Origin of the sequence: Paenarthrobacter sp. NPDC018779 (assembly GCF_044391085.1) — a bacterium.
GTDB lineage: Bacteria > Actinomycetota > Actinomycetes > Actinomycetales > Micrococcaceae > Arthrobacter.
Genome location: NZ_JBIRZS010000030.1, coordinates 25,233 through 37,030, shown reverse-complemented (window position 1 = coordinate 37,030; position 11,798 = coordinate 25,233). Strand labels below are relative to the sequence as shown.

At 64.3% G+C, this 11,798-nt stretch carries 11 protein-coding genes; 6 read left to right on the top strand and 5 right to left on the bottom strand.

What is annotated here, in order from left to right; genetic code table 11:
• Positions 1–131 precede the first annotated feature (131 nt).
• Both ACH488_RS20430 and ACH488_RS20425 read left to right on the top strand, forming a co-directional pair.
• Positions 132–920, top strand: a complete 789-nt coding sequence (locus tag ACH488_RS20430; protein ID WP_397326404.1) for a putative protein N(5)-glutamine methyltransferase — start codon at positions 132–134, stop codon at positions 918–920.
• Between the two features lie 260 nt (positions 921–1,180).
• A complete protein-coding gene (locus tag ACH488_RS20425) occupies positions 1,181–2,800 on the top strand; it encodes an MFS transporter (RefSeq protein WP_397326403.1) in 1,620 nt (539 codons plus the stop codon).
• Positions 2,801–2,912: 112 nt separating this feature from the next.
• On the opposite strand, the gene ACH488_RS20420 is transcribed toward ACH488_RS20425, so the two are convergent.
• Positions 2,913–4,322: a PLP-dependent aminotransferase family protein gene (locus ACH488_RS20420; protein WP_397326402.1), complete on the bottom strand. Its 1,410-nt coding sequence runs from the start codon at positions 4,320–4,322 to the stop codon at positions 2,913–2,915.
• Here ACH488_RS20420 and ACH488_RS20415 point away from each other — a divergent pair.
• Together ACH488_RS20415 and ACH488_RS20410 are read left to right on the top strand one after the other, a co-directional pair.
• A complete protein-coding gene (locus ACH488_RS20415; protein ID WP_397326400.1) occupies positions 4,321–5,253 on the top strand; it encodes a DMT family transporter in 933 nt (310 codons plus the stop codon). The two genes, ACH488_RS20420 and ACH488_RS20415, sit on opposite strands and share 2 nt — an antisense overlap.
• A gap of 28 nt (positions 5,254–5,281) precedes the next feature.
• On the top strand, positions 5,282–5,902 hold the full coding sequence (locus tag ACH488_RS20410) for an FMN-binding negative transcriptional regulator (RefSeq protein WP_397326398.1): 621 nt from the start codon (positions 5,282–5,284) through the stop codon (positions 5,900–5,902).
• Positions 5,903–5,962: 60 nt separating this feature from the next.
• On the opposite strand, the gene ACH488_RS20405 is transcribed toward ACH488_RS20410, so the two are convergent.
• Positions 5,963–6,478, bottom strand: coding sequence for a GNAT family N-acetyltransferase (locus tag ACH488_RS20405; RefSeq protein ID WP_397326397.1), 516 nt, complete (start codon positions 6,476–6,478; stop codon positions 5,963–5,965).
• Complete coding sequence (locus ACH488_RS20400; RefSeq protein WP_397326395.1) at positions 6,475–6,945, bottom strand: SRPBCC family protein; 471 nt, start codon at positions 6,943–6,945, stop codon at positions 6,475–6,477. The genes ACH488_RS20405 and ACH488_RS20400 overlap by 4 nt, the downstream gene beginning before the upstream one ends.
• Positions 6,946–7,096: 151 nt before the next feature.
• Between ACH488_RS20400 and ACH488_RS20395 the strand changes: the two genes are divergently transcribed.
• The gene (locus ACH488_RS20395; RefSeq protein ID WP_397326406.1) at positions 7,097–8,128 is read left to right on the top strand and encodes an FUSC family protein; all 1,032 of its coding nucleotides are present in this window, start codon (positions 7,097–7,099) and stop codon (positions 8,126–8,128) included.
• Positions 8,129–8,175: 47 nt separating this feature from the next.
• Here the strand turns inward: ACH488_RS20395 and ACH488_RS20390 are convergent, their stop codons facing one another.
• Positions 8,176–8,856 carry a ScbR family autoregulator-binding transcription factor gene (locus tag ACH488_RS20390; protein WP_397326394.1) on the bottom strand — a complete coding sequence of 227 codons (681 nt, stop codon included), beginning with the start codon at positions 8,854–8,856 and terminating at the stop codon, positions 8,176–8,178.
• A gap of 562 nt (positions 8,857–9,418) precedes the next feature.
• Here ACH488_RS20390 and ACH488_RS20385 point away from each other — a divergent pair.
• Positions 9,419–10,906: an MFS transporter gene (locus tag ACH488_RS20385; RefSeq protein WP_397326405.1), complete on the top strand. Its 1,488-nt coding sequence runs from the start codon at positions 9,419–9,421 to the stop codon at positions 10,904–10,906.
• On the opposite strand, the gene ACH488_RS20380 is transcribed toward ACH488_RS20385, so the two are convergent.
• Positions 10,896–11,675, bottom strand: a complete 780-nt coding sequence (locus ACH488_RS20380) for an SDR family NAD(P)-dependent oxidoreductase (RefSeq protein WP_397326393.1) — start codon at positions 11,673–11,675, stop codon at positions 10,896–10,898. The two genes, ACH488_RS20385 and ACH488_RS20380, sit on opposite strands and share 11 nt — an antisense overlap.
• Positions 11,676–11,798: the final 123 nt, after the last annotated feature.

Here is an 11,798-nt window from a genome sequence, read left to right as displayed (position 1 = left end):
ACCGGTCAACAGGGCCTGGAAGTACTAACCTCCCGGAGCTTTTTCAATGAGGCAACGAATCAGTCTTCCCGGAGGTATTGCAATGAGGCAACAGGCCCCGGGCGGCGGAACCCCTTGCTAGCATGGGCGCAATGTCTCCTGGGTCCCCGATCGTCGACGCACTCCGGGCTGCCGGCTGCGTCTTCGCAGAGGACGAGGCAGCGCTGCTACTGGAGGCCGCCCGGGACCCCGAACACCTGCAGCACATGGTGGCACAGCGAACCCAGGGCGTCCCCTTGGAACACCTCCTTGGCTGGGTGGATTTTTGTGGCACCCGGATGATCGTGGAGCCTGGCGTGTTCGTGCCACGGCGCCGCACGGAGTTCCTGGTGCGGCAGGCGGCCTCGCTCGGGAAGCCAGGTGCCGTCGTCGTCGATCTTTGCTGTGGTTCCGGCGCGATCGGCGCCGCTGTCCACGACGCCCTGGGAACCAGCCAGCTGTATGCGGTGGACATTGATCCTGCTGCTGTGGCGTGCGCGCGCCGCAACATCGAGCCGCGCGGCGGGCGCGTCTACGAAGGCGACCTCTTTGCCCCGCTCCCCCGCCACCTGATGGCCTGCGTTGACATCCTGCTGGTCAACGCGCCTTATGTGCCCACCGATTCGATCCGCATGATGCCGCCGGAGGCGCGCCTTCACGAGCCATTGACAGCGCTCGACGGCGGCACTGACGGTTTGGCGGTCCAGCGCCGGGTTGTGGACGGTGCCGCTGAGTGGTTGGCGCCGGGTGGGCTGGTGCTGATCGAGTCGTCAGCGCAGCAGGCCCCGGAAACAGCGCGGCTGATGGCCGGTGCAGGGTTCGAGGCCCGCATTGCCTCGAATGCCGGGGTGGACGCCACTGTGGTGCTGGGCCGTGGTCCGGAGGCGGTCCCACATCCGTAAGCTTTTCCGCTGTAATCGGTCCCATTGCGTGGGTTGAGCTAAACAATTTGGTAACAGTGCTCCCGTGAGGGCCGAAACCGCGTGTTTGCGGGGCAAGAACGGGCAAAAACAAGTAAGGAATCTGGGCAATTTTGACCCAGATTTGGCCAATAAATCGGATCTCAACTCGGGTTTCGGGGCAAAAACGCGTAAAATTGAAACCCTGCCCAGAGCGGGGCAGCAGAAGTCGCAAGCAAATGACCTCCCTAGGAGAAGCCCAAATGCCCATAGACCCAAGCAAGATCGTCTCTCCGGACGGCGCAAGGAACGCCCCCGGAAAACCGGCTGCAGCCACCACCCCGGCGGCCGCCGATACTGCTAAAAACCCGAAGAAAATGAAGCTCCGCACCAAGCGCCGGTTGAAGGAATCCGACGTGAACGTGGTGGACCAGCCCATGCTCAAGAAAGCACTCGGCGGAACCATCGTGGGTAACACCATGGAATGGTACGACGTGGGCGTGTTCGGCTACCTCATCACCACCATGGGACCTGTCTTCCTCCCGGAAGCCGACAAGTCCGTCCAGACACTCTTCCTTCTCGGCACCTTCGCCGCCACCTTCATCGCCCGCCCGCTCGGCGGCGTGGTGTTCGGTTGGCTCGGCGACAAGGTGGGCCGCCAGAAGGTGCTCGCAGCAACACTGATGCTGATGGCGGCAAGTACCTTCGCCGTCGGACTCTTGCCCGGCTACGCGCAGATTGGCATCTGGGCCGCCGCGCTCCTGGTCATCCTGAAGCTCGTCCAGGGATTCTCCACCGGTGGCGAGTACGCCGGTGCCACAACCTTCGTCAGCGAATATGCTCCGGACAAGCGCCGTGGCTTCTTCGCCAGCTTCCTTGATATGGGCAGCTACATCGGCTTCGCGCTCGGCGCCGCCCTGGTTTCCGTCCTGCAGCTTACGCTCGGACAGGCAGCCATGGAGGAATGGGGCTGGAGGCTTCCGTTCCTGATTGCCGGCCCGCTCGGCCTGATCGCCGTGTACTTCCGGAGCAAGATCGAGGAATCCCCGCAGTTCCAGGCCACCCTGGATGCCCAGGAGGCCTTCGCCAAGGACGCCGCGTCCAAGGATGCCGACGTCGCCAAGGGCCCGGTTGGCATCATCAAGGCCTACTGGCGCCAGATTGTGCTCGCCATGATCCTCGCGGCCGCTGCCAACACTGTTGGTTACGCTTTGACCTCCTACATGCCCACGTACCTCACGGACTCCAAGGGTTACGATCCCGTCCACGGCACCTTGCTGACCATTCCGGTCCTGGTGGTCATGGCCATTTGTATCCCGCTGACCGGCAAGCTGTCCGACCGCATCGGCCGCCGTCCAGTGCTGTGGATCGGTGCAGGCAGCACCGTGCTGTTCGCCATCCCGGCCTTCATGCTCATCGGTATTGGTGAAGTGTGGTCCACACTGGTGGGCTTGGCACTGGTTGCCTTCCCCGTGACGTTCTACGTTGCCAACCTGGCTTCAGCACTTCCGGCGCTGTTCCCCACCTCCAGCCGTTACGGCGGAATGGGTATCGCCTACAACTTCTCCGTGGCGATCTTCGGTGGAACCACGCCGTTCATCGTGCAGGGCCTCATTGAGGGAACCGGTAACGACATGATGCCGGCCTACTACCTGATGGCCACGTCCATTGTTGGTGGCATCGCGATCTTCTTCCTTCGTGAATCGGCACAGCGTCCGCTGCCGGGCTCAATGCCCAGCGTTGACACCCCGGTCGAGGCCCGCGAACTCGTTGAAACGCAGGACACCAACCCGCTGATCAACCTGGACGAGATGCCGTTCGACGGCCAGCCTGTCAGCGAAGTGGCCTTCGGTAACGACAAGAAGGATCTCGCCGGAGTCTAGGAACCGCTTGCCTGCAACTTCTGCGCAGCGCTACTGATAGTCCGCGGCCCTGGGCCGCCCACCGTAGCCACCAACCACAAGGCGCTCTCCTTGGGGTTGGTGGCTACGGCTGTTAAGCCTGCCTGCCCAACAGCTCCCCGACGATCCGCACGCCTTCCGGGAAGGCACCGGGATTCGGCCCGGCATAGTTCAGCCGCATGTATGGCCCCTCCGGTTCCGCCGGGAACCACTCCGCCCCTGCGGCGATCAGCACCCCGGCCGCCTCGCAATCGCGGGTGAGGCGATCGACGTCGGTCCCGTCCGGCAACCTCAACCACAGATTGAGGCCGCCTTTGGGCAGGTGGGTGAGGTGTGCTTGCGGCACGTGTTCGCGAAGGCTGGTGACCAAGAGGTCACGGCGGGACTGAAGCTGCGAGCTGACCCCGCGAAGGTGCGTCTGCCACCCCGGCTGCGTGACGACGTCGAGCGCCGCCGACTGCAGCAGCCCGCTGACGTACATCGACTCCGCAGCCTGGGCGGTAAGGATCCGCTCGCGGGCTGGTCCGCGGGCAATGACCGCCGCCACGCGGATGGACGGCGAGACGCTCTTGGTCAGGGAGCGGATGTAGAGCACGTGCCCGGAATCGTCCTTCGCGGCCACCGGGATGGATTCCGCGGTGATCCCGAAGTCGTGCGCCCAGTCGTCCTCCACGAGGAACGCCCCGTGGGCCTTCACCACGTCAAGGACTTCCTCACCGCGCTGCACGGACCACTGGGCCCCGGTGGGATTGGCGAAATTGGGCTGCGCGTAGAACATCCGCGCACCTGTTTCCTCGAACGCGCGGGCAAGCTGCTCGGGGTCCGGCCCCTCCGGCCCGCTGGGCACCGGGACCACCCGGACACCCGCCTGCGACGCGGCCAGCAGTGCACCCCAATAGCTGGGCGACTCCACCAGCAGCGGCTGGCCGTGCCCCACCAGGCCGCGGAAGATCGAACTGAGTCCGCTCTGGCTCCCGGGAAGAACGACGACGTCGCTCGGCTGTGGCGGCGTGACGCCAACCGGCGTTGAGGTACTGAGCTCCCGGGCGAACCACGATTGCAGTTCCGGCAGTCCAGCCACCGGGGGCCTGGACAAGGACGCTTCGGCCCGTGCCGCACGCGTCAACGCTGCGCGAACCAGCCGTTCGGGCAGCAGCTCTCGCGCCGGGTACCCCGAATGGAAGGCGATCACGTCATTGGATGCGCTGCGCATGGCCGCCGTGTTGGTGAGGCGGGGTGCTTGGAGCGCACCCAGCGCGGCTGTCTGCCACGCATAGTCGGCCGGCCTCGCCGTGCGAAAAGCCCGCACGAAGGTTCCCACTCCCGGGCGGCTCTCGATCAGACCTTGGGAAGTAAGGGTGCGAAGGGCCTTCTGGACGGTTACAGGGCTCGCTTGATAGTCAGCCACAAGCGTCCTGGTGGACGGAAGCTTGGATCCCGGGGCGGCGCTGGAAATCCATTCCTTCAGTCGCAGAACAATCCGGGAACTGCTATCGTTATTCATGAGTCAACATAGTAGCGCTACTCTAGTTTCATCGCCAGTGGTATCCACGCGGACTACCGTCGGGATCTGGTGGGGCCTTCTGGGCGTGTTCGCCTTCTCCTTCACCGTGCCACTCACGCGCGTAGCTATAGAGGGCCTGTCGCCCTTGTTCATCGGGGCGGGTCGAGCCGTTGTCGCGGCCATCCTTGCCGCGGCTGCGTTGGCGTTGACACGTCAAAGGTTTCCGCGGGGACTCCAGTGGTTCCGCTTGGCCGTTGTTGCCGGCGGAATCGTGGCAGGATTCCCGCTGCTGACCACTTTCGCTCTCACAAGCACCTCGGCCAGCCACGGAGCAGTGGTCATCGCGCTACTCCCCGCAGCAACGGCTACAGTAGCGGTGCTGCGCGGCCGGGAACGCCCCCGTCCCTTGTTCTGGGTACTCACAGGTGTGGGCGTGGTGGCCGCGCTGCTGTTTGCCCTGGTGCAATCCGGAGGTTTCGGCTCCCTGCACTGGGCCGACCTGCTGCTCCTCGGGGCCGTGATTGCTGCGGCTATCGGCTACGCGGAAGGCGGGCTCCTGGCGCGCGAACTTGGTTCGTGGCAGACCATCTCCTGGGCACTCGTGGTGGCCTCCCCCGTGATGATCGTCCTGACTGTGGCTTCCTTGGACGCCGGCTTCCCGTCCGCGTCCCCGGCAAGCTGGGCGTCCTTCGCCTACCTGGGCGTGGTGAGCATGTTCCTCGGCTTCTTTGCCTGGTACCGCGGTTTGGCCATCGGCCCCATGGCACAGGTCAGCCAGATCCAACTGGTCCAGCCCGTCATGACCATCGCTTGGGCTGCACTGCTCCTCGGCGAGTCCCTTACCCTGACCACCGTTATCGGCGGACTCCTGGTGATCCTCTGCGCAGGTGCCGCTGTCCGCGTTAGGCTCGCACCGCAGTCGGGCTCCTAGCCGTCCCTCCCAGCGAAAGGAAGAATCCATGTACACCCCCGCGCACTTTGCCGCCTCCCCCAATGCGATCACCGCCCTCCTGCAAGACTCCGGCGCAGCCAACCTGGTGACCATGACCCCGGACGGCCTGCTCGCCACGTTCCTGCCGTTTGTCCACGACCCTTCCGTGGGCGAACACGGCGCCTTGCAATCCCATATGGCACGGAACAACACCCAGTGGTCATCCCCCGTGAGCGGGGAAGCCCTGATGATCGTCCAGGGTTCCGACGCCTACATCTCGCCGTCCTGGTACGCCTCCAAAGCGGAACATGGCCGCGTGGTGCCCACGTGGAACTACTCCACGGCCCACGTGTACGGCGAACTGGTGATCCACGACGACCCCACGTGGTTGGCCAGGCATGTCCGGCAACTCTCCGATCAGCACGAGGCCTCGATGCCGCAGCCATGGACCGTAGATGAAGCCCCTGAGCGGTTCATCGCCGGGCAACTCAGGGCGATTGTGGGTGTGGAACTGGTCATTACCCGGGTTGAGGCCAAGACGAAACTGAGCCAGAACCGGTCGTCTGCCGATGTGGATGGTGTGATTGCGGGACTTCGCGCGGCAGGCGATCCCGCGAGCGCGGCGGACGTGGAACGCGCCCGCGCCTGAACACAACTGACTGGCAGTAGGGGTTGTTCTGGGCCCTTCGAAAACAACGTCAACTGCCAGTTACTTGGGCGGGACTACCGGGCGCCACATGGCCACACGGGGCCAGCGGGTCAGGCCCAGCTCCGCCTCGTGCTCCATGAGGCGGGTGAGCTCGGGACCCCAACTGCCGGCGTCGAGCAGTTCGAAACCGAGGCGACGGTAATACGGCGCGTTCCACGGCACGTCACGGAAAGTGCTCAGGGTCTGCCGCTGCATGCCGTGCCCGCGTGCCCAGATCCGGGCGGCGTGCAGGAGTTCCCGGCCAAGGCCCTGGTGCGCATGGTCGGGGTGGACGCTGACCTGCTCCACGTGGGCGTTGCCATCCACCACGTCCACCAGGATGTACGCCACGGGAAAGTCGAGCCCGTCCACGTACACCCACGCGCGCCCGCCGGAGACATAGCGCTGCAAGATCTCCACGGGGAAGGCCTCGTCATCGGCGATTTGGTCCATGCCCAGGGACCGGAAGGCTTGCCCGGCCGCCGTTTCGATGTCCTGGAGTTGCCCCAGATCGTCAGAGTGCGCCAGCCGGATCATCTGTTCGGGTCCGGAACGGGAGGGGCCTGGGAGACCAGGAATTCGTTGCGTTTTTCGATCAGGTTCTGCATGTAGCGGGCAAGGACCAGCTTCTCCACCACGCGGCCAACCGCTCCGAAGGGTGCGGCGAACTCCACCGTGTCCACCATGAGCGTGCCGCTGCCGTCGGGGCGGAACTGATGGGTGTGGCGGAGGTACTTGAAAGGGCCGCTAACCTGCTCGTCAGTGAACGACGCCGGGGCCTCCATGTGCACGATGCGGCTGGTCATGCGGAACCTGACTCCCAAATGCCACGCCTGCCACGTGACGGACTCACCCTGGGCGATGAGTCCCGTGGTGGTGCCGGCGATCGCTTTTTCGCGGCTCTTGGTCATGGAGCCGACGTGGGCGTCGATGTCCCTGGACAAGTCGAAAAGCTCCTGCGGCGGCATGGCGGAGCGGGTTCGGCACACAAAGGCTACGGGCATATCTCGATCTTTCCAGACTCCAAACGATGCGTTGCTTTAACGGCGTGTGACCGGGCTTATGGCGGACCATAACGCGATCCTGATAATTTTCGAACCTGAGACTTTCGCCCACAAGCCCTGACTGATTGGTGGTGTTCCCGTGCCCACGTTCATGACGCACGCACGCGAACTTCACAGGCTGGGCCCGGCCAACAACGATCGCTTGTCCGCCGTCCGCGTGGCCCTCAGCGTCGCCGCCCCGGCCTTGGTACTGATCCTCGTGGGACGTCCGGACCTCATGTTGTATGCGGTTTTCGGCGCCTTGACCGGCATGTACGGCCGCAACGAAACCCACCAACTCCGACTGAAACACCAAGCCCAGGCCGCCGTGATCCTGGTGGGCGGGCTGACCATCGGCGTCTTCCTTTCCGTGAACCACATCCACTCCTGGTGGCTTGTGTTGGTGGCAACGTTGTTCGCGGGTGCCGGTTCGCTGTACGCGGATTCATCGCGGCTGAGGCCCATCGGACCCTTCTTCGGAATCCTGGCGTTGGGCGCCTGCGCATCGGTCCCCACCAGTGTTCCGTTCACGACGGCGGTACTCATCGGCGCTGCCTCCGCCGCCTTCTCGATTGTGGTTGGCTTTTCCGGCTGGTTCCGTTACCGGACCTGGGAACGCGGCGCGGTCCGCGATGTTCCGCTGTTCCGGGGTTCCTTCAGGCAGGCCGCCCTGATTCATGCCGCCCGGTACGTGCTGGCAGTGGCTGGCGCCGGAGCTATCGGTGTGCTGAGCGGCAGCGGGCACCCGCACTGGGCCATGGCCGCAGCCGCAGTTCCACTCGCAGGCGCGGACCTGCCCAGCCGCGTCCACCGGGGCATCCACCGCATTGTGGGGACGTTCCTCGGTTTGGGCGTCGTGGCGGTGGTGCTTTTCCCCAGCCCGCTGTCCCCACTGCAGTATTTCCCCGGCCATACCGCCGTGGTCCTCGCCGTCATTGTGGTGCTGTGCCAGTTTCCTACCGAGCTGTTCATGGCCAGGCATTACGGGTGGGCCATGGTGTTCTTCACTCCTGTTGTCCTGCTGATCGCACAGTTGGCGGCGCCCATGGATCCAGGCGTGCTGGTGCTGGAACGCGCAGTGGAGACGTTCGTGGGGGCAGTTGTGGGGATTGCCGTGGCTGTGGTGGTGCAGCGCCGGGCGTAGCTTGGCATGCCGCAGGCCGGATCGTGTCCGACCCGGGGGTCAGGGAGTCAGGCGGACTGTCCCAGGGGGCGGGCGGGCTCCGTCGCCTTGGTGGATTCGAGGGACACCAAGGAACTGAGCTCTGCCGGGTTCAGCCCGGAGTTCTCATCGATGATTCCCGGCAACAGGATCTCCCACATCTGCTGTATGCGGAGCATGACGTCTTCGCGCCCAGCGAGGACGTTGGAGACCATCTGGACCCCAGTGAAGGATGCCACGATGTAGCGGGAAAAATCCGCAGGATCCACCGATGCCCGGATGTGCCCCTGCCGGATTCCGTTCGCGGTGAGGTGGCTCATGGTATCGAGCCAGTCCTGGTATGGCTTTCGGACTTCCTGGCCGAACGCCGAAGCCTCGAGGGTCAACCGGATGCCTGCCCGGACAATGTGGTCGGTGACCAGCAGGTTCCCGAAGGCTCCGCAGAGGCGGATGATCGTTTCCAGGGCCGGTTTGTCCTCGCCGAGAATACGTCCACCGGCCGCCATCGCAATCGAATGCTGTGCTTCCAGGACTGCGCCGGCCAGCTCGTCCTTGGATTTGAAATGGAAGTACAAGGCACCCTTCGTCACCTGCGCGGCCTCAGCCACCAGTGCGATGGTTGCGGAGCCAAACCCGCGCTCCTCAAAAACGATCGCAGCACCGGCGACGATCGCCTCCCGGGTCGCCTTGGCTCGGTCTTGAAGAACCAACGGTGGAACCTCGACTCTCGGAATTGGCGTGGTGCAACAGCTCCGAAGAAACGGGCCCACTGAGGATCTTACGTGGCCGGTCGGGGCTCCCCCCAATGCGATTCCCACTGGCAGATCTCTCCCAGCGGGAGCAATCGATGCCCCGACCGGCACCCTTAAAACAAACCATGCATCCGGTTTTAAAACAAGGTGGAGGTCTCTATGACCGTCGGATGGATAAGGCCGCCCCCGCATCGGCGCACCGGTTGCGGGCGTCGAGGGGCTGCGGGTCACGGCGCGTGCAGAACCCACAGCCGCGGGCTTGATCCCGCCTCTGCGCGTCCGACATCTTCTTGACATTGCATGTGAGCTGAAGCACCCTTGACAAGGTCGCCTGTTGCGTAAGGCGAACCATGTTGATCATTTCGAAACAGCAGGAACACCTCCCCCTTGTCCTGCGAAACCAGGCGCCGGTGTGAAGTAAGCCGGCTGGCCTGATGACGAACGCGTGAGCCCGGGAGAACTGTTGACGACAATCAAGGGTGCCAGCACCATCGATCAAAGCAGTACGAACAGCCGGAACCTGGGGGAAAACCCAGCGGAAGCAGAACCGAGAACAGCAGGGCCAAGGCGGCGCCTCCGGTGGACCGACGTCAACGTCGTGAACCCGAAGATGTTGAAGAAGGCCCTTGGCGGAACGATCGTCGGCAACACGATGGAGTGGTACGACGTCGGCGTCTTTGGCTACCTGATCACCACCATGGGTCCGGTATTCCTCCCTGAAGCGGACAGGTCAGTGCAGACCCTGTTCCTGCTGGGAACCTTTGCGGCGACGTTCATCGCCCGGCCGCTGGGCGGCCTGGTCTTCGGCTGGCTGGGTGACAAGCTGGGCCGCCAAAAGGTCCTCGCAGCCACCCTCCTGCTCATGTCGGCAAGCACCTTCGCCGTGGGGATCCTGCCCGGCTATGCCCAGATCGGCATCTGGGCCGCGGTGCTGCTGGTGGTCTTGAAACTTGCCCAGGGATTCTCCACCGGAGGTGAGTACGCGGGGGCCACCACCTTCGTTTGCGAATACGCCCCTGACAAGAAGCGCGGCTACTTCGCCAGCTTCCTGGACATGGGCTCCTACCTGGGCTTCGCCATGGGCGCCGCACTGGTTTCCGCACTGCAACTCACCCTGGGCCAAAGCGCCATGGAGGAATGGGGCTGGCGGCTGCCGTTTCTGATTGCAGGCCCCCTGGGCGCTGCCGCAGTCTATTTCCGGACCAGGATCGAGGAATCGCCGCAGTTCCAGGCAACGCTGGATGCCCAGAATGCCAACGCCGTCAAAGCTGCCGCCGATGCCAAGGCGAAGACCGGCGGGCCGGCGGCAATCCTCAAGTCCCACTGGCGCCACATTGTCCTGGCCATGGTCCTCGCGGCGGCAGCAAACACGGTGGGTTATGCCCTGACCTCCTACATGCCCACGTACCTCACCGAGTCCAAGGGCTACGACCCCATCCACGGCACGCTGCTCAGCATCCCGGTGCTGGTGGTGATGTCCCTGTGCATTCCGTTGACCGGCAAGCTCTCGGACCGGATCGGGCGGCGTCCGGTGCTTTGGATCGGCGCAGGCAGCACCATCGTGCTGGCCCTTCCGGCCTTCCTGCTGATCGGGATCGGAGCCGTCTGGTCCACCCTCGCAGGCCTGGCCCTGGTTGCGTTCCCCGTAACGTTCTACGTCGCGAACCTGGCGTCCGCCCTGCCTGCCCTGTTTCCCACGTCCCACCGGTACAGCAGCATGGGCATCGCGTACAACTTTTCCGTGGCGATCTTCGGCGGCACCACGCCCTTCATTGTCCAGGCCCTGATCGACCTCTCCGGAAGCGACATGGCCCCCGCGTTCTACCTTGCCGGCACCTCGGTCATCGGGGCGATCGCCATCTACTTCCTGCCGGAATCGGCCAGGCGTCCGCTGCCGGGCTCCATGCCCAGCGTGGACACCGAGGCCGAAGCGAAGGAACTCGAAGCGAACCAGGACACCAACCCACTCCTCGACCTGGACTCCATGCCGTTGGCCACTAAGGCTTGAGCGGCCTCCGCGGCGGCCCAGAAGTGAGCTTCGCATGAAGGATCCGGGCGAAGAAACTGACCACTTTGTAGCGGCGGGTGGGGATGGAGATGGCCTTGCCTTGCGCATTGTCCTCCAACCCCTCCCGCACTACGCGTTCGGCGGTGAGCCACAGGAATCGTGGAGCGACAGACTTGTCCATGCCCATGCGCTCGTGGAATTCGGTGTGCGTAAACCCCGGGCAAACCGCCGTCACCTGGACACCCGACTTGGCGTAGGCAAGGTTTGCCCAGCGACTGAACGTGACCTGCCAGGCCTTCGCGGCGGAGTAGGTGCCGCGGTTGGCGAACGCCGCCACGCTGGCCACATTGATGATCCGGCCACTCCCCCGCACCAGCATCACCTCCAAGGCAGCATGGCACAGTTCCATCGCCGTCTGGACGTGGAGATGGAGGTGCCGCCTTTCTTCTTCCACCTCGTTGTCCTCGAAGGACTTCAACAGGCCGATGCCCGCATTGTTAACCAGCACATCCACCGGCCTGGCAGCGTCCCGGAGCCGGTCCGCCACAGCATTAACCCCGACGGCGGCAGTCAGGTCCGCGGCGAGCGTCTCCGCCGAGATACTGAAGTCGCGTTCGAGCTCCTCGGCTTTGGCTTTCAGCCGCTCTTCATCGCGGGCCACCAGGACCAGATGGTGGCCAGCCTCGGCGAGTTGGCGCGCAAACTCCGCGCCGAGCCCGGCCGTAGCTCCGGTTACGAGGGCGGTACGTTCGTTTGCTCGAGTCGTCATGCGCCCAGACTAGCCCCTGCGCTTAGCGCCCCAGCTTCCCGAGGAGATGCCAATTAATCACCGTGCTGCTGCGTGGGACTGCCAGTAACTGCTGCCCCGGCGCTTAGGATGTTTTTTGAAACG

Bases quoted from the DNA above. Each gene is read 5' to 3' on its own strand.
- ACH488_RS20430 (WP_397326404.1), top strand. From the start codon at position 132: ATGTCTCCTGGGTCCCCGATCGTCGACGCACTCCGGGCTGCCGGCTGC.
- ACH488_RS20425 (WP_397326403.1), top strand. From the start codon at position 1,181: ATGCCCATAGACCCAAGCAAGATCGTCTCTCCGGACGGCGCAAGGAAC.
- ACH488_RS20415 (WP_397326400.1), top strand. From the start codon at position 4,321: ATGAGTCAACATAGTAGCGCTACTCTAGTTTCATCGCCAGTGGTATCC.
- ACH488_RS20420 (WP_397326402.1), bottom strand. From the start codon at position 4,322: ATGAATAACGATAGCAGTTCCCGGATTGTTCTGCGACTGAAGGAATGG.
- ACH488_RS20410 (WP_397326398.1), top strand. From the start codon at position 5,282: ATGTACACCCCCGCGCACTTTGCCGCCTCCCCCAATGCGATCACCGCC.
- ACH488_RS20405 (WP_397326397.1), bottom strand. From the start codon at position 6,478: ATGATCCGGCTGGCGCACTCTGACGATCTGGGGCAACTCCAGGACATC.
- ACH488_RS20400 (WP_397326395.1), bottom strand. From the start codon at position 6,945: ATGCCCGTAGCCTTTGTGTGCCGAACCCGCTCCGCCATGCCGCCGCAG.
- ACH488_RS20395 (WP_397326406.1), top strand. From the start codon at position 7,097: ATGACGCACGCACGCGAACTTCACAGGCTGGGCCCGGCCAACAACGAT.
- ACH488_RS20380 (WP_397326393.1), bottom strand. From the start codon at position 11,675: ATGACGACTCGAGCAAACGAACGTACCGCCCTCGTAACCGGAGCTACG.